This is a genomic window from Kitasatospora sp. MAP5-34 (genome assembly GCF_029894335.1).
Lineage (GTDB): Bacteria > Actinomycetota > Actinomycetes > Streptomycetales > Streptomycetaceae > Kitasatospora.
The window spans coordinates 44,082-61,324 of record NZ_JARXZC010000020.1; the positions used below are offsets into that span (position 1 = coordinate 44,082).

General features: G+C 70.0%; 11 protein-coding genes. 4 read left to right on the plus strand and 7 right to left on the minus strand.

Going from position 1 to position 17,243, the window contains the following annotated elements; genetic code table 11:
• Nucleotides 1-36: 36 nt before the first annotated feature.
• A complete protein-coding gene (locus P3T29_RS17960) occupies nt 37-1,857 on the plus strand; it encodes a 5'-nucleotidase C-terminal domain-containing protein (protein WP_280717503.1) in 1,821 nt (606 codons plus the stop codon).
• A 71-nt stretch (nt 1,858-1,928) separates the two neighbouring features.
• Here the strand turns inward: P3T29_RS17960 and P3T29_RS17965 are convergent, their stop codons facing one another.
• Nucleotides 1,929-2,294, minus strand: coding sequence for a DoxX family protein (locus P3T29_RS17965; RefSeq protein ID WP_280717504.1), 366 nt, complete (start codon nt 2,292-2,294; stop codon nt 1,929-1,931).
• A gap of 114 nt (nt 2,295-2,408) precedes the next feature.
• Here P3T29_RS17965 and P3T29_RS17970 point away from each other — a divergent pair, with 114 nt between their 5' ends.
• Entirely contained in the window at nt 2,409-2,792 is a 384-nt protein-coding gene (locus tag P3T29_RS17970) for a helix-turn-helix domain-containing protein (RefSeq protein WP_280717505.1), read from the plus strand.
• A gap of 16 nt (nt 2,793-2,808) precedes the next feature.
• Here the strand turns inward: P3T29_RS17970 and P3T29_RS17975 are convergent, their stop codons facing one another.
• Nucleotides 2,809-4,020 (minus strand): MFS transporter, encoded by a 1,212-nt coding sequence (locus P3T29_RS17975; RefSeq protein ID WP_280717506.1) that lies wholly within the window; start codon nt 4,018-4,020, stop codon nt 2,809-2,811.
• Nucleotides 4,021-4,115: 95 nt separating this feature from the next.
• Between P3T29_RS17975 and P3T29_RS17980 the strand changes: the two genes are divergently transcribed.
• Nucleotides 4,116-5,099: an ArsR family transcriptional regulator gene (locus P3T29_RS17980; RefSeq protein WP_280717507.1), complete on the plus strand. Its 984-nt coding sequence runs from the start codon at nt 4,116-4,118 to the stop codon at nt 5,097-5,099.
• 218 nt (nt 5,100-5,317) lie between these two features.
• The gene (locus P3T29_RS17985; RefSeq protein ID WP_280717508.1) at nt 5,318-6,505 is read left to right on the plus strand and encodes an FAD-dependent monooxygenase; all 1,188 of its coding nucleotides are present in this window, start codon (nt 5,318-5,320) and stop codon (nt 6,503-6,505) included.
• A 104-nt stretch (nt 6,506-6,609) separates the two neighbouring features.
• Here the strand turns inward: P3T29_RS17985 and P3T29_RS17990 are convergent, their stop codons facing one another.
• From P3T29_RS17990 to gltB, 5 genes are all read right to left on the minus strand, one after another.
• A complete protein-coding gene (locus P3T29_RS17990; protein WP_280717509.1) occupies nt 6,610-8,184 on the minus strand; it encodes a metallophosphoesterase family protein in 1,575 nt (524 codons plus the stop codon).
• A gap of 93 nt (nt 8,185-8,277) precedes the next feature.
• Nucleotides 8,278-9,735, minus strand: coding sequence for an aldehyde dehydrogenase family protein (locus P3T29_RS17995; protein WP_280717510.1), 1,458 nt, complete (start codon nt 9,733-9,735; stop codon nt 8,278-8,280).
• Between the two features lie 65 nt (nt 9,736-9,800).
• Entirely contained in the window at nt 9,801-10,667 is an 867-nt protein-coding gene (locus P3T29_RS18000; RefSeq protein WP_280717511.1) for a helix-turn-helix transcriptional regulator, read from the minus strand.
• A 319-nt stretch (nt 10,668-10,986) separates the two neighbouring features.
• Nucleotides 10,987-12,447 (minus strand): glutamate synthase subunit beta, encoded by a 1,461-nt coding sequence (locus P3T29_RS18005; protein ID WP_280717512.1) that lies wholly within the window; start codon nt 12,445-12,447, stop codon nt 10,987-10,989.
• Nucleotides 12,440-17,044, minus strand: coding sequence for a glutamate synthase large subunit (gene gltB, locus P3T29_RS18010; RefSeq protein WP_280717513.1), 4,605 nt, complete (start codon nt 17,042-17,044; stop codon nt 12,440-12,442). The genes P3T29_RS18005 and gltB overlap by 8 nt, the downstream gene beginning before the upstream one ends.
• Between the last annotated feature and the right edge of the window lie 199 nt (nt 17,045-17,243).

Consider the following 17,243-nt stretch of genomic DNA (forward strand, 5'->3'; position numbering starts at 1 on the left):
GACGGTCCGTCTTCTTGCCCCACGTTGGAGTCGTCCATGCCCTTGAATCGTCGTGACTTCGTCACCCGCTCGGCCGCCACCGCAGCCGGCGCCGCCATGGTCGGCGGCCTGCCGGTGATCACCGCCACCCCGGCGGCAGCGGCCGAGGTGGCCCCCGAGTGCCACCAGCCCCCGCAGAAGCAGACGTTCACCGTGATGGGCACCACCGACCTGCACGGCCGGGTGCTGAACTGGGACTACTTCACCGACGCCGTCTACGCCGACAAGGCGCACAACGACGTCGGCCTCGCCAAGATCTCCACCCTGGTGAACCGGATCCGCGCCGAGAAGGGCCGCTGCCACACCCTGCTGATCGACGCGGGTGACATCATCCAGGGCACCCAACTGACGTACTACTACGCCCGGGTGGAGCCGATCACGGCCAAGCAGCACGCACCGAAGCACCCGATGGCGCTGGCCATGAACGCCATCGGCTACGACGCCGCCGCGCTCGGCAACCACGAGTTCAACTACGGCATCCCGACCGTCCGGGCCTTCGAGGAGCAGCTGAACTTCCCGCTGCTGGGCGCGAACGCGCTGCACGCGAAGGACGAGAAGCCGGCCTTCCAGCCGTACGTGATCAAGGAGCTGCACCTCGGGCACGGCCGTCCGGTGCGGGTGGGCATCCTGGGTCTGACCAACCCGGGCATCGCGATCTGGGACAAGGCGAACGTCGCGGGGCAGATGATCTTCCCGGGCATCGTCGAGATGGCGAAGAAGTACGTGCCCCGGATGAAGGCCGCCGGTGCGGACATCATCGTGGTGTCGGCGCACTCTGGCATCGACGAGCCGACCACGTACGGGGACCAGCTGCCCTACCCGGAGGACGCCTCGGGTGAGATGGCGGAGACCGTGCCGGGCATCGACGCGGTGCTGGTGGGCCACACCCACAAGGAGGTGCCGCAGCGGCTGATCGTCAACAAGCAGACCGGGAAGACGGTGGTCCTCTCCGAGCCGCTCTGCTGGGGCCAGCGGCTCTCCTGCTTCGACTTCGAGGTGGAGTTCGACAAGGGCGGGTGGCATGTCACGTCGCTCTCCGCGCGGGTGTTGAACTCCAACACCGTGCCGGAGGACCCGAAGATCGTGAAGCTGCTGACCGAGCAGCACAAGAAGGTCGTCAAGTACGTCAACCAGCCGATCGGCACCTGCAAGGTGGCCCTGTCGATCGCCGAGGCGCCGTACAAGGACGTGCCGATCATCGACCTGATCGGGCGGATCCAGGCGGACACCGTGAAGGCGGCGCTGGCCCCGACCCAGTACGCCAAGCTGCCGGTGCTGGCCCAGGCGGCGCCGTTCAACCGCACGGCGCTGATCCCGGCGGGGACGGTGAAGCTGCGGGACGCGGCCGGCCTGTACATCTACGAGAACACCCTGGAGGCCCGCATTCTGACGGGTAGTCAGATAAAGGACTACCTGGAGTACTCGGCCCGGTACTTCGCCCAGCTGGCGGTGGGTGCGCCCGTCAACCTCGACACGCTCACCAACCAGCAGAACACGCCGGACTACAACTACGACTCGATCTACGGGATTTCGTACGACATCGACCTCACCCAGCCGGTCGGCTCGCGGATCGTCAAGCTGTCGTACGCCGGCAAGCCGATCGACCCGGCGGGGCAGTTCGTACTCGCGGTGAACAACTACCGGGCCAACGGCGGCGGCAACTTCCCGCACGTCGCGACGGCGCCGAAGGTGTGGGCGAACTCGGACGAGATCCGCAACACCATGATCGCCTGGGTGAAGGCGAAGGGCGTCATCGACCCGAAGGACTTCGCCGCCGTGAACTGGCGCCTGGTGCGCAAGGGTGTGCCGCTGTTCTAATCCCTGGAGGGTGTGTGGAAACCGGTCGGCGGCACTGTGCGTCACAGTGCCGCCGATCCGGCGTTCCCGGCTCAGAGCGCGAAGCGACCGACGGCGACGAGGACGGCCAGCACGAGCAGCACGGCGTTCACCGGCAGTGTCTTGCGCTCACCTCGCTGCAGGTGGAGCCGGGCGGCGAGGACCTGGACTATCGCCAGCCCGACGGCGGCGAGCGGGGCGAGCAGCGGGGCGATGCCGGTCGCCTGCGGCAGGACGAGCCCGAGGGCGCCGAGCAACTCGATGACGCCGATGACCCGGACCGGGACTGGGTAGTCGGCCGTCCAGGCGAACTGCGGGTCGGCGAGCAGCTTCTCGCGGGGCTGGGCGGCCTTGTGCAGCCCGGCGAGGAGGTAGGCGGCGGCCTGGAGGCCGGCGGCGATCCAGAGGGCGAGGTTCACGGCGGGATCCTTCGGGGCTCGATGGTTACCATTAGTGCGTAACGGCATGATGCGTGACTTTCACGACCCCCACAAAAGGCACACGGGTGTGCGCCACGAACACGGAGGTGCCTGATGGCCGGTACGAGCATCGCGGAGCCGTCGGCCTGCCCGGACCAGCCCGAGGGGCGGGCGATCCGTGAACTGCTGGACCGGGTCGGCGACAAGTGGAGCCTGCTGGTGATCGGCTCACTGCAGTGCGGTCCGCTCCGGTTCGGCGCGATCCAGCAGGAGGTGGACGGCATCTCGCAGCGGATGCTGACCCTGACCCTGCGCCGCCTGGAGCGGGACGGGCTGGCCACCCGGACCGCGTACGCCGAGGTGCCGCCCCGGGTGGAGTACGAGCTGACCGACCTCGGCCGCACCCTGATGGCGCCGGTGCTGGCGCTGGCGGAGTGGGCGAAGCGGAGCTATCCGCAGATCGACGCCAACCGGGCGCGGTTCGACGCCCGGGCCTGAATCGGTTTGCCCCCGCCTACCGTTCGAGCCGGAGCAGCACGGGGACGGCGGCGAGGCTGAGCGCCGCGAGGAAGAGCCACGGGCAGGGGGCGCCGTAGCCGAGCAGCAGGGTGAGCAGGGCGGGGGCGGTCGTCTGGCCGACCGTCCAGGAGAGTTGGTAGACCGCCAGGTAGCGGCCACGCAGGCCGGGGTCGGCGAGGCGGACGCTGAGTTCCTCCCGGTACGGGGTCGCGACCGTCTCGGCGGCGTTGTAGACCAGCATCGCGGCGTACAGGCCCGCCGTGACGGCCCAGGCGGGGGCTGCGGAGAGCGCGGCGAAGAGGCCGAAGGCGAGCGCGTTGAGCAGCGATCCGGCGGCGATGACCCGGGTGGGGCGGTACTTGGCGAGCCTGCGGGCGACGGCGGTCTGGGTGAGGGCGACCTGTGCGCAGTTCAGCAGCAGCAGTGAGCCGGCCATCCAGGCCTGTCGGTGCAGGCCGTCGGTGAGGTAGATGGCGAGCAGCAGGCTGAGCACGAGCGAGGCGAAGACGAAGCTCAGGTTGACGGTGACCAGCAGCAGGTAGCGCCGGTCGTGCAGGACGGTGCGGTAGCTGCCCTCGACTGCCGTACGGTTGACGGGAGTTCGGGCGGGGTGGGTGGGGCGCCAGGTGGCGAGCAGGGCGGCGGCGAGGGCGTAGCTGGCGGCGTTGGCGAGCACCGTGATCCGCAGTCCGCCGGTGCCGCCGGTCGCGAGCAGTACGGCGCCCAGCGCGCCGCCGGCGGCGAGGCCGGCGTTGCGCAGTGAGCCGATCAGGGCGAACCAGCGCGGGCGGTCCGGTTCTTCGGCGGCGAGCACCACCAGGCCGGTGCTGGCGGTCCAGTAGGCGGCGGCACCGATCTGGGCGAGGGCGACGACCGTAACGATCTGCCAGACCTGCCCGGCGGCGAGGAAGCCGGTGTACGCGAGGGCGGAGATCAGGTTGGCACCGGCCGCGACCCGTCGGGCGTCGAAGCGGTCGATGACCGGTCCGACGAGCAGTGCGGTGGGCAGGGCGAGCAGTCGGCCGAGGCTGATCGCGGCGCCGACGGCGGGCAGGGTGAGCGTGGTGGTGCGGGCGAACCAGACGACGGTGAAGGCGAGCAGTAGTCCGCTGCCGAGGCTGTCGATCAGGTGTGCGCCGATGAGGTTACGCTGACCGGCGGCCCTCGGAGGTGTGCGGCGGCGCAGGTCAGGGGTCATGGTGGTCATGGCCTGATCCTCGGGCGGTACCCCGGTGGGGCCCAGAGATTTCGTCCTGATCGAATCCTGGAGGGTCGAATCCTGGAACGGGAGGGTGGAGGAGCGTGCTCACGCTGGAGTTCTCGGCTCAGGATCTGGCGGTGACGCGGTTCGCCTCTTCGCCGTTGTGGGAGATCACCAACAGTGTGCAGGTGCTGAAGGAGCCGGGCGAGCACGCGGTCCACCTGCCGTGGGTACGGTCGGCGCGGGGGCGGCTGCGCGGGGTGGGGTTCGAGCTACTGTCACAGCTGGTCCCGATCCCGACGGTGCACACCCCGGACTTCCTCACGCCGGTGCCGGTGGGTTCCGCGCCCGGGATCAGGGCGGAGCTGGATCAGCTGCTGGCCACCGATCCGGCCCAGGTGGTGGTCGATCTGGACCGGTACCAGGGTGAACTACCGCCGCTGGTGGCCGAGTTCCGGTCCGATCCGGAGGCGGGGCTGGTGCGCCTGGCGGCGGAGGTGCTGGCGTACTGGGACGCCGCCGTCGCTCCGTTCTGGCCGCGCATCCAGCGACTGGTGGAGGGCGAGATCCTGTACCGGGCGCGGCAGATGGCGACGGGCGGTCCTGCCTCGCTCTTCAGCGACCTGCATCCGAGGGTGAGTTGGGAACGCGGCACGCTGCGGGTGGCGCACCGCTGGTTCCGGGCGGAGCGGAGTCTGGACGGCGAGCGCGGGCTGGTCCTGGTGCCGTCGGTGTTCGCCTGGCCGGGCGTGTACTCGCAGACCGATCCGCCGCACCAGCCGGGTCTGATCTACCCGCCGCGCGGGGTCGCGACGCTCTGGGAGCGGGCTACGCCCGTGCCGGACGGCCTGGCCGGCGTCCTCGGCCGGGCCCGGGCCCTGCTGCTGGCCGAGCTGGACTCCCCCGCCTCGACCACGGAACTCGCCCTCCGTACGGGCCTGTCGGCGCCGAACGTCTCGCACCACCTGTCGGCGCTGAGCGGTGCGGGGCTGGTGTCCCGGCACCGGGCGGGCCGGGCGGTGCTGTATCTGCGCACCGCCCTGACCGATGCCCTGCTGGCGGGCTGCGCCGCGCCGGACGCCTGAGGCTCCGGGCGCGGCCTCGACGGCGGCCGGCCAGGCCAGCAACTCCGTTACTGCAGAACACTTCTGACCATTGCTCAGTACTCCTGGTGCAGTGCGCCACGCCTGGATCGATCGTCTGACACGAATGAGTGAGACGTTTATCTTGCACACTTGTCCAACTCTCCCCTATGGTCGTCGTACCGGCCGGGAACGCCCGCCGGCACCACGGGGAGGCAGTCATGAGCAGCACCGCCAAGCACGTCCTGGTCTCCGGCGCGAGCATCGCCGGGCCCGCCCTCGCCCACTGGCTGACCAGGTACGGCTACCGGGTGACGGTGGTCGAGAAGGCTCCCGCACTCCGCGAGGGCGGCTTCAACGTGGACTTCCGGGGGCACGTGCACCTGGCGGTGCTGGAGCGGATGGGCGTACTCGACGAGATCCGCGCCCAGCAGACCAACATGGGTGACATGGTGCTGGTCGACGAGCAGAACCGGCCGCAGGCCACGCTGCCGTCCTCGTTCATGGCGGGCGACGTCGAGATCGAACGCGGAAAGCTCAGCCGGATCCTCTACGGCCGGACCAAGGACAGCGCCGAGTACGTCTTCGGCGACTCGATCGCCTCGCTCACCGAGACCGCCGACGGCGTGCAGGTGACCTTCGACCGGGGCGAGCCGCGCACCTTCGACCTGGTGGTGGGCGCGGACGGCCTGCACTCCAACGTTCGGCGGCTGGCCTTCGGCGACGAGGCCGAGTACGTCCACCACCTCGGCTACTACGTGGCCGGCGGTTACAGCGTGCCCAACCGGCTCGGCCTGGAGCGCGAGGGGCGGGTCTTCAGCGTGCCGGGGCACAGCGCGATGCTGACCAGCGTCGAGCCGGAGACCGCCGGCGCGGGCTTCATCTTCGCCGCCGGTCAACTGACGTACGACCGGCACGACATCGACGAGCAGAAGCGGATCGTCGCCGAGCGCTACGCCGGTATCGGCTGGGAGGTCCCCGGGCTGCTGACCGCGATGTGGGAGTCACCCGACTTCTACTTCGACGCCATCTCCCAGGTGCGGATGGACAGTTGGTCCTCGGGCCGGGTGGTACTGCTCGGTGACGCCGGGTACGGCGCGACCATGGGCGGCCTGGGCACCGGGCTCGCGGTGGTCTGCTCGTACGTCCTGGCGGGCGAGTTGGCGCGGGCCGACGGCGACCACCGGGTCGCCTTCGCCCGCTACGAGCAGGCGATCCGCAAGTACGCCAGGGGCTGCCAGAAGCTCGCGGAGGGCGCCGGGCCGTTCCTGGCTCCACAGACCAAAGCGCAGATCCGGCAGCGCAACCTCGGCTACCGGATGCTCTCCTCCCGCTTCATGGCAGGCGTTTTCAGCCGGATGACCACCAAGGCCGCCAGCGCGATCACCCTGGCCGACTACCCGGCCTAGCGGGATGGGCCACCCCAGGAGCGCGGGGCTCTGCTTGATGAAACGCGTGCGCGAAACCGGAAGGCAACAGGCCCGCAGCCCTCCGACCTCGCGCAGCCGCCGCCTCAGCGAGCGAGCCCGGCGCCCCGGGCCCCGCGTGGGCGGGTGAGGGTGAAGCGGTCGACGGGGACGAGGTCGCCGTACGGGCCGGTGACGGCGTAGTAGGTGACCGTGATGGTGGTGTCGCCGCCGCGCTCGCCGGGGTCGACCTCGAAGGCCGCGAAGCCGTAGGAGTGGTCGCCGTCCCGGAAGGCGGACCAGGGGGCGTCCTCGACGACGTACAGCGGCGGGCGCTTGCCGGTGGCCGGGTCGACGGGCCCGACGCCGGTGATGACCCGGCACTTCTCGGGGCTGTAGAAGAGGTGGTTGGACGGCGCGGAGGTGCCGCCGCCGCCGATGACCATGTGGACGGTGCCCTTGGTGGTGTCGATCAGCTCGGTATCGGTGGCGACCGGGATCGGGGTGCGGGTGTCGGTGGGCTGCTGGCCCCGGATCGGGTGCGAGCGTTCGTAGTGGTGCTCGTGGCCGCAGACCACCAGGTCCACGCCGTAGCGGTCGAACAGCGGCACCCAGGTCTCGCGGATGCCGAGGTCGGCGCCGTTGAACTTGTCGGCAGTGGAGATCACCACCTGGTGCATGCAGACCACGATCCAGTCGATGTCCGGATCGGCATCGGCAGCCGCCAACTCGCTTTCCAGCCAACGCTGCTGGGCGCCTCCCGAGTAGCCGTGCACGTAGGAGCTGCCGGCGTCCTGGTAGGCGATGTCGTCGTTGTTGAGGCTGATGACCCGGACCGCGCCCGCCGTGAACGAGTACCACAGGCCGCCGAGTTGCTCGTCCGCACCGGCCTCCGGCACGCTGAAGTACGCCTGGTACGCGCCGTATCCGACCGGTCCGTTGCCGAGCTCGTTCTCGTGGTTGCCCGCTGCGGGCATCCAGGGGCGGTGCCGGGCGGAGCGGGAGTTGTTCTCGAACCAGTCCGACCAGGTGCGGACCCGGTCGGTGGACAGGTTGGCGTAGCAGAGGTCGCCGTTGACCAGGTGGAAGAGCGGGGCGATGCGTTCGACACCGGCCGTGGTGTCCCCGGCCGCCGGGCTGCCGAGGTTGTCGTTTACGTAGCCCGTGCTGGTGAGCTTGCCCAGTGTCGGCGTGCCCTGGTCCCCGAAGCTGGTGAAGGTGAAGGCGCCCCGGCCGCGCGGAGCGGTGCGCAGCGTCCCGAGCTCGGGGGTCACGCCGTCGTGCAGGGCGGCGTAGACGTAGTCGGTGTCCGGGTGCAGGCCGGTCAGCCGGGCGTGGTGCACCTGGACCTCGGTACCGGACTTGGCGTCGCGATAAGTAGTGGTCTGCGCCTGCACGGCGCGGCCGAAGCCGCCCTGCGAAGTTCCGTACCTGACCCGGGGGTTGGAGACCGAGGTGGTGGTGTGCCAGGAGACGACGGCCTCGCGGGAGGCGTCCGAACCGAACTGCAGGTGCAGGCCGGCCACCCTTGGGGCACCCGACCGGCCCGGCCGCTCCCAGAGCAGCGGACTGGCCGCTGCCGCCGGAGCGGCCGCGACACCGGCCAGTCCGATCCCGGTGGCGCCGGCGATGAGACCGCGCCTGCTGACAGTGGGACGCTCAGCGGAATTCGAAGCACTCATGGCCCGTCAGCCTGCCGCCCGGAAGGTGAACGGCGCCAGAGCTTTGACGTGAACAAGCTTCTCCAGTCAGCCAGTTGCCCGACGGTTACGCCGTCAGAACGGGAACCTGCTGCGCTCGTGCTGGATGGAGATCCACTTCAGCGTGGTGAACGCCTCCACCGTCGCGTCGCCGTTGAGGCGGCCGACACCGGAACTCTTCTCCCCGCCGAAGGGGACGATCGGCTCGTCGTGGATCGTGCCGTCGTTGATGTGGATCATGCCGGTCTCGATCTGCTGGGCCAGCCGCACGCCGCGCTCGATGCTGCCGGTGTGGACGGCGCCGCTGAGGCCGAACGGGGTGTCGTTGGCCAGCCGGACGGCCTCGTCCTCGCCGTCGAAGGGGACCAGCAGCACCACCGGGCCGAAGATCTCCCGGTGCAGGATGGGTGCGTCCTCGGCCAGGCCGGTGAGCACCACCGGGTCCATCAGCGTGCCGACCGTGGCGCCGCGCAGCAGGACGATGGCGCCGTCCGCCACGGCCGCGTCGACCTGCGCGGTGATGGCGTCGGCCTGGGCGGTGTTGATCAGCGGGCCGATCTGGGTCTCCGGGTCCTGCGGGTCGCCGACCTTCAGCGAGGCCGTCTTGCGGACGAACTTCTCGGTGAACTCCGCCAGCACCTTGACGTCGACCAGCACCCGGTTGGCGGCCATGCAGACCTGGCCCTGGTGGGCGAAGCGGCTGAACACGGCGGCGTCCACGGCGTAGTCGAGGTCGGCGTCGTCCAGCACGATCAGGGCGCTGTTGCCGCCGAGTTCGAGTACGGTCCGCTTGAAGTGCCCGGCGGCCACCTGGGCGACGTGCCGGCCGACCTGGTCCGAGCCGGTGAAGGCGATCACCTTGGGCACCGGGTGCTCGATGAAGGCATCACCGATCTCCGCGATGTCGGTGAGCACCACGTTGAGCACGCCAGCCGGCAGGCCGGCCTCCTCGAAGATCTTCGCGATCAGCGTGCCGCCGGTGATCGGGGCGTCCTGGTGCGGCTTGAGGACCACGCCGTTGCCGAGTGCCAGCGCAGGCGCGACGGCCTTGAGCGACAGGAACAGCGGGAAGTTGAACGGGCTGATCACGCCGACCACGCCGACCGGGAGCCGGTAGAGTCGGTTCTCCTTGCCGTCCACCGGCGAGGGCAGGATCCGGCCCTCGGCGCGGAGGGCTATCTGCATCGCCTCGCGCAGCGCGTCCTTGGTGAGCGACAGCTCGAAGGCGGCCTTGAGCGCGGTGCCGCCGAGCTCGGCGATGATCGTCTCGGTGATCTCCTGCTCGCGCTCCTCGATGATCCGGATCGCCCGCTCGAAGACCAGCCGGCGGGCGTACGGGTTGAGCTTCCCCCAGGGCTTCTGCGCGCGCTCCGCCGCCCGGTACGCCTGGTCGACCTCCTCGACGGTGGCGATGGTGATCGAGGCCAGCTTCTCGCCGCTGTACGGGTTCAGGTCGACGATGTCCCAGCGACCGCTGCCCGGCCGCCACTCACCATCGATGTACTGCAGTGACAGTTCCGAGAAGTAGGACATCTGATCCCTTTCACCGAGGGGACGAGCACCCCTACAAGTTGACGGATCATCATCGTACTTATCTGTTAAAGCTCCTGGAGGGCCGACTCGAGAAGTGTCAGGGTCCGATCCGGCGGCAGGCTCTCTTCCCGGAGCCGCTCCATGGCCGTGGTGTACTCGGCGACCTCGGCCGGCTTGTCGAGGTAGAGCGCGGTGGTGAACTGCTCCAGGTAGACCAGATCGTGCAGGTCGGGCCCGGGGAAGCCCAGGACCGAGAAGGCGCCGCTCTGCGCGGCGAGCCCGTCCGTACCCAGCGGCATGACCTGCAGCGTCAGCCGGGGCAGCGCGGACAGCTCGATCAGACGGCGGAGCTGGTGGCGCATCACCTCGGGCCCGCCGCAGAGCCGGCGCAGCGCAGCCTCGTCCACGATGGCCAGGATCTCGGGGCCGTCGGCGCCGAGCAGCAGGTGCTGACGTCGCAGCCGGACGGCGACCCGGCGCTCGATCTCCTCGGGCGGCGCGGCGGAGTTGCCGAGCAGGATCACGGCGCGGGCGTAGTCCTCGGTCTGCAGCAGCCCGTGGATGAACTGGGCCTCGTAGCTGCTGATCGTCCGGGCGGACTCCTCCAGCCCCAGGTAGGTCTGGAACCAGGGCGGCACCACGTCGCTGTAACCGTGCCACCAGGCAGGGGTGTTGGTCTCACCGACCAGGTCGAGCAGGGCAGCCCGCTCGGCCTCGTCGTCGACGCCGTAAAGGGTGAGCAGGTCGGCGACATCGCGCTGTTTGAAACCGACCCGGCCGAGTTCCATCCGGCTGATCTTCGATTCGGAACCCCGGATCGAGTAGCCGGCGTCCTCTCTGGACACCCCTCTCGCCTCCCGGAGGCGGCGCAACTGGGAACCGAGCTGCATACGCCGCGCGGTCGCGCCGGTACCCGCCTGCACGCCGGTCATTCGTATCAGCCTCCGCCTGTGGTCCGTGCTCCGCCCCGGGCGAAGTCTGCCAGTTCCGGCCTCCGCCGGACCAGCAAACGGTCCCGTTACCGGCGGACTGTCAGAAACCGCACAGCTTGGGCACCGGGCCCGGGCCCGAGGGGAAACACGGAACGGCGCCTGCCCCCAACTTGGTCGGGGAGGGGGCAGGCGCCGAAGGACCGCATTGGCCCGGCAGCTCTGGCGGGTCGGCGGGTGGAGCAGCCGGACGGGGAACATCCGGCGGTAATGGGTGAGGGATTTTTCAGCCACCCCGAGGGTCAGCCACCTCAAGGGGCGGTCAGACCACCAGGGGGCGGTCGGTGGGGCGGATCGGTGCGGGCAGGGCGGTCTTGCCACCCAGGTACTTGTCCACGGCGGCGGCCGCGGACCGGCCCTCGGCGATGGCCCAGACGATCAGCGACTGGCCGCGCCCGGCGTCACCGCAGACGTACACGCCATCGACACTGGTGGCGAACGCTGCGTCCCGGTCGATATTACCCCGGGCGTCGAGTTCGACGCCCAGCTGCTCGACCAGGCCGTTCCGGACGTCGGTGCCGGTGAAGCCCATCGCCAGGGTGACCAGCTGCGCCGGGATCGAGCGCTCGGTGCCCTCGATCGGCTGGAACCGGCCGTCCTTGAACTCGACCTCGACGAGGTGGAGTTCCGAGACGTTGCCGTCCTCGTCGCCGGTGAAGTGGGTGGTGTTGACCGCGTAGACGCGCTCACCGCCCTCCTCGTGCGCCGAGGTGACCTTGTACGTCATCGGCATGGTCGGCCAGGGCTGGTGTCCGGGGCGCTCGTCGCTCGGGCGCGGCATGATCTCCAGCTGGGTGACCGAGGCCGCGCCCTGCCGCAGGGCCGTGCCGAGGCAGTCGGCGCCGGTGTCGCCGCCGCCGATGACGATGACGTGCTTGCCCTTGGCGCTGATGGGGGGCTCGACGAAGTCGCCCTCCTGCACCTTGTTGGCCAGCGGCAGGTACTCCATCGCCTGGTGGATGCCCTTGAACTCCCGGCCGGGGACGGGCAGGTCACGGGCGGTCGTCGCACCGGCCGCCAGCACCACCGCGTCGAAGCGCTCCCGCAGCTGCTGCCCGGTGATGTCCTCGCCGACGTGCACGCCGGTACGGAAGCGGGTGCCCTCCGCGCGCATCTGCTCGATGCGGCGGTTGATGTGGCGCTTCTCCATCTTGAACTCGGGGATGCCGTAGCGCAGCAGGCCGCCGATCCGGTCGGCGCGCTCGTACACCACCACGGTGTGCCCGGCCCGGGTGAGCTGCTGGGCGACGGCGAGCCCGGCGGGGCCGGAGCCGACGACGGCGACGGTCTTGCCGGAGAGGCGCTCGGGGATCTGCGGGGTGACCCCGCCACGGTCCCATGCCTTGTCGATGATGGTGACCTCGACGTTCTTGATGGTCACCGCGTCCTGGTTGATCCCCAGCACGCACGCGGACTCGCAGGGAGCCGGGCAGAGGCGGCCGGTGAACTCCGGGAAGTTGTTGGTCGCGTGCAGCCGCTCGATCGCGCCGGTCCAGTCCTCCCGGTAGGAGAGGTCGTTCCACTCGGGGATCAGGTTCCCGAGCGGGCAGCCGTTGTGGCAGAACGGGATGCCGCAGTCCATGCAGCGGCCGGCCTGCTTGGTGATGATCGGCAGCAGACTGCGTTCGACGTAGACCTCGTTCCAGTCACGAAGCCGGACATCGACCGGTCGCCGCTCGGCGAGCTGCTTGGGCGTGGTCAGGAAGCCCTTCGGGTCAGCCACGTGCCGCCTCCATCATCTTGCGAGTGGTCTCGGACTCGGAGAGCCCGTCGCGCTCAGCGGCATCCTTGGCGGCGAGCACAGCCTTGTAGTCGGTCGGCATGATCTTGGTGAAGCGGGAGACCCCGCTGCCCCAGTCGGCCAGGAGCGCGGCGGCGACGGTGGAGCCGGTCTCCTCGTAGTGCTGCTGCACCGTCTGGCGCAGCCATTCGCGGTCGGCGGCGGTCGGGGCCTCGATGCCCACCATGCCGTCGTTCACGTTCGCGGGGCGCAGGTCCAGGACGTACGCGATACCGCCGGACATGCCCGCTGCCAGGTTACGCCCGGTCTCGCCGAGGACGACGACCCGGCCGCCGGTCATGTACTCCAGGCCGTGGTCGCCCACGCCCTCGACGACCAGGGTGGCACCGGAGTTACGGACGGCGAAACGCTCACCGGCCTTGCCGCGCAGGTGGATCCGGCCGCTGGTGGCGCCGTACCCGATGGTGTTGCCCGCGATCACGTGGTGCTGGGCGTCGGCGCCGATGGCGGCCGCCTCCCGCGCCGGGCGGACGATGACCACCCCGCCGGAGAGACCCTTGCCGACGTAGTCGTTGGCGTCGCCCTCCAGCCGCAGCGTGATGCCGCGCGGCAGGAAGGCGCCGAAGGACTGGCCGGCGCTGCCGGTGAAGGTGACGTCGATCGTCCCCTCGGGCAGGCCCTCGCCCCGGTACCGCTTGGTCACCTCGTGGCCGAGCATGGTGCCGACCGTGCGGTTGACGTTGCGGATCGGCAGCTGGATCCGGACGGTCTCGCCGTGCTCCAGCGCCTCGGCGGAGAGCGCGATCAGCTCGTTGTCCAGCGCCTTGTCGAGCGAGTGGTCCTGGGTGGTGGTGTTGTGCAGCGCGGTGCCCTCGGGCAGCTCGGGCACGTGGAAGAGCGGGGTCAGGTCGAGACCGGCGGCCTTCCAGTGGGTGATCGCGTCGGCGGCGTCGATGTGCTCGGCGTGGCCGACGGCCTCCTCGATCGAGCGGAAGCCCAGCTCGGCGAGGATCTCCCGGACCTCCTCCGCGATGAACTCGAAGAAGTTCACCACGAACTCGGGCTTGCCGGAGAAGCGCTCGCGCAGCACCGGGTTCTGGGTGGCGACGCCGACCGGGCAGGTGTCCAGGTGGCAGACGCGCATCATGATGCAGCCGGAGACGACGAGCGGCGCGGTCGCGAAACCGAACTCCTCGGCGCCGAGCAGCGCGGCGATGACCACGTCCCGGCCGGTCTTGAGCTGGCCGTCGGTCTGGACCACGATCCGGTCGCGCAGGCCGTTGAGCAGCAGCGTCTGCTGGGTCTCGGCGAGGCCGAGCTCCCAGGGGCCGCCCGCGTGCTTCAGCGAGGTCAGCGGGGACGCGCCCGTACCGCCGTCGTGGCCGGAGACCAGCACCACGTCCGCGTGCGCCTTCGAGACACCCGCCGCGACCGTGCCGATGCCGACCTCGGAGACCAGCTTCACGTGGATGCGGGCCGCCGGGTTGGCGTTCTTGAGGTCGTGGATCAGCTGGGCCAGATCCTCGATGGAGTAGATGTCGTGGTGCGGCGGCGGCGAGATCAGGCCGACGCCCGGGGTGGAGTGCCGGGTCTTGGCGACCCACGGGTAGACCTTGTGGCCGGGCAGCTGGCCGCCCTCGCCGGGCTTGGCGCCCTGGGCCATCTTGATCTGGATGTCGTCGGCGTTGACCAGGTACTCGCTGGTGACGCCGAACCGGCCGGAGGCGACCTGCTTGATCGCCGAACGGCGCTCGGGGTCGTACAGGCGCTCCGGGTCCTCGCCGCCCTCACCGGTGTTGGACTTGCCGCCGAGGCGGTTCATCGCGATGGCGAGCGTCTCGTGCGCCTCCATGGAGATGGACCCGTACGACATCGCGCCGGTGGAGAACCGCCGGACGATCTCGGAGACCGGCTCGACCTCGTCTATCGAGATCGGGGTCCGGCCGCCCGCGTCCAGCTTGAAGAGCCCGCGCAGGGTCATCAGGCGCTCGGACTGCTCGTTCACCCGCCCGGTGTACTGCTTGAAGATGTCGTACCGGCGCGAGCGGGTGGAGTGCTGCAGGCGGAAGACGGTGTCCGGGTCGAACAGGTGCGGCTCGCCCTCGCGGCGCCACTGGTACTCGCCGCCGATGTCCAGCGCGCGGTGCGCGGCGGAGATGCCGGAGGCCGGGTACGCCTTGGCGTGCCGGGCGGCCACCTCCCTGGCGACCTCGGCCAGGCCGATGCCGCCGAGCTTGGTGGTGGTACCGGCGAAGTAGGCGTCCACCAGCTCCTGGGAGAGGCCGATCGACTCGAAGACCTGGGCGCCCCGGTAGGAGGCGACGGTGGAGATGCCCATCTTCGACATGACCTTGAGGACACCCTTGCCGAGCGCCTTGATCAGGTTCTTGATGGCCTTCTCGGGCTCCAGGCCGGTGAGGAAGGTGCCCTGGGCGACCAGGTCCTCGACGGACTCCATCGCCAGGTACGGGTTGACCGCGCCGGCGCCGTAGCCGATCAGCAGGGCCACGTGGTGGACCTCGCGGACGTCACCGGCCTCGACCAGCAGCGCGGTCTGGGTGCGCTGCTTGGTGCGGATCAGGTGGTGGTGCACGGCGGAGGTGAGCAGCAGCGACGGGATCGGCGCGTGCTCGGCGTCCGAGTGGCGGTCGGAGAGGACCAGGATGCGGGTGCCGTCGGCGATCGCGGCGTCGGCCTCGTCGGCGATGGCCTTCAGGCGGGCGGCGAGCGCCTCGCCGCCGCCGGAGACCTTGTAGAGGCCGGAGAGCGTGACGGCCTTCAGGCCGGCCTGGTCGCCGTCGGCGTTGATGTGGATCAGCTTGGCGAGCTCGTCGTTGTCGATCACCGGGAAGGTGATGCCCACCGAGCGGCAGTGCGCGGCCTCGGCCGCGAGCAGGTTGCCTTCGGGGCCGAGGTTGCTCAGCAGCGAGGTGACGAGCTCCTCGCGGATGGAGTCCAGCGGCGGGTTGGTGACCTGCGCGAAGAGCTGGACGAAATAGTCGAAGAGCAGCCGGGGCTTCTCGGAGAGCGCGGCGATCGGGCTGTCGGTGCCCATCGAGCCGAGCGCCTCGCCGCCGGTCTTCGCCATCGGGGCGAGGATGACCCGCAGCTCCTCCTCGGTGTAGCCGAAGGTCTGCTGGCGGCGGGTGACCGAGGCGTGAGTGTGGTGGATGTGCTCGCGCTCGGGCAGCTGGGAGAGCTGGATCTGCCCGGCGGCCACCCACTCCTGGTACGGGTGCTCGGCGGCGAGCTGCGCCTTGAGCTCCGAATCCTCGACGATGCGGTGCTCGGCGGTGTCGATCAGGAACATCTTGCCGGGCTGCAGCCGGCCCTTCTTGACGATCTTCTCCTGGTCGAGGTCGAGCACGCCGACCTCGGAGGAGAGCACGACCAGGCCGTCCTCGGTGACCCAGTACCGGGCCGGGCGCAGGCCGTTGCGGTCCAGGACCGCGCCGATCTGGGTGCCGTCGGTGAAGGTGACGCAGGCCGGGCCGTCCCAGGGCTCCATCAGGTTGGAGTGGTACTGGTAGAAGGCGCGGCGGGCGGGCTGCATGGTGGCGTGGTTCTCCCACGCCTCCGGGATCATCATCAGCACCGAGTGCGGCAGCGAGCGGCCGCCGAGGTGCAGCAGCTCCAGGACCTCGTCGAAGGACGCCGAGTCGGAGTGGTCCGGGGTGCAGATCGGGAAGATCCGGCTCAGGTCGCCCGGCAGCACGTCGGAGGCGAGCTGGGACTCGCGGGCCGTCATCCAGTTCCGGTTGCCCTTGACCGTGTTGATCTCGCCGTTGTGCGCGACGAAGCGGTACGGGTGGGCGAGCGGCCAGCTCGGGAAGGTGTTGGTGGAGAAGCGCGAGTGCACCAGGCCGATGGCGGAGGCGTAGAGCCGGTCCGACAGGTCGGGGAAGAAGGGTTCCAGCTGGCCGGTGGTCAGCATGCCCTTGTAGACGATGGTGCGGGCGGAGAGCGACGGGAAGTACACCCCGGCCTCGCGCTCGGCGCGCTTGCGCACGATGAACGCGGTGCGGTCCAGGACCAGCCCGGTCTTCTCGGCGTGGCCGACGAAGAACTGCGCGAAGCGCGGCATCACCGAGCGGGCGGAGGCGCCGAGCAGGTCGGGGGCGACGGGCACCTCGCGCCAGCCGAGGACGGTCAGGCCCTCTTCGGCAGCAATGGCGTCGACCTGGGCGGCGGCAGCTGCGGCGGCGTCGTCCTCGTCGGGGAGGAAGGCGATGCCGACGGCGTACGAGCCCGCTGCGGGCAGTTCGAAGGAGACCTTGGAGCGCAGGAAGGCGTCCGGGATCTGGGTCAGGATGCCCGCGCCGTCACCGGAGTCCGGGTCGGCGCCGGTGGCGCCTCGGTGCTCCAGGTTGCGCAGGACCGTGAGCGCCTGCTCGACGATCTTGTGGTCGGCGATACCGGTCAGTGTGGCGACGAAGCCGACGCCGCAGGCGTCATGCTCGTTCCTCGGGTCGTACAGGCCCTGAGCAGCAGGTCGCGCATCCGGAACGAGCGCGTAGGGCTGGCGCGCGGCGCCGGCCCGCTGGGGCTCGTTGGCGGAGTGCATGGATGCAGACAGCATCGGCTCTCCCGTCGTCGTCTTTTGGCAAGTGCGTGTTGGCAATAGGGACGACGTTGGCCCTCTGCGATTTCGTGCAGGTTACATGATGCCGGAAATCCCGAGAAGTGGAATATCCCGTCCACATCGCGGACACAGTTCCCAGCTCAGAGGCTATTACCAGCCAGTAGCCGGAAGGGGGAAGGCGAGCGTTCGTCCGCGC

Excerpts from the sequence above, each read along its gene's own strand:
- P3T29_RS17960 (WP_280717503.1), top strand. The coding sequence starts at position 37 with ATGCCCTTGAATCGTCGTGACTTCGTCACCCGCTCGGCCGCCACCGCA.
- P3T29_RS17970 (WP_280717505.1), top strand. The coding sequence starts at position 2,409 with ATGGCCGGTACGAGCATCGCGGAGCCGTCGGCCTGCCCGGACCAGCCC.
- P3T29_RS17975 (WP_280717506.1), bottom strand. The coding sequence starts at position 4,020 with ATGACCACCATGACCCCTGACCTGCGCCGCCGCACACCTCCGAGGGCC.
- P3T29_RS17985 (WP_280717508.1), top strand. The coding sequence starts at position 5,318 with ATGAGCAGCACCGCCAAGCACGTCCTGGTCTCCGGCGCGAGCATCGCC.
- P3T29_RS17990 (WP_280717509.1), bottom strand. The coding sequence starts at position 8,184 with ATGAGTGCTTCGAATTCCGCTGAGCGTCCCACTGTCAGCAGGCGCGGT.
- P3T29_RS17995 (WP_280717510.1), bottom strand. The coding sequence starts at position 9,735 with ATGTCCTACTTCTCGGAACTGTCACTGCAGTACATCGATGGTGAGTGG.
- P3T29_RS18000 (WP_280717511.1), bottom strand. The coding sequence starts at position 10,667 with ATGACCGGCGTGCAGGCGGGTACCGGCGCGACCGCGCGGCGTATGCAG.
- gltB (WP_280717513.1), bottom strand. The coding sequence starts at position 17,044 with ATGCTGTCTGCATCCATGCACTCCGCCAACGAGCCCCAGCGGGCCGGC.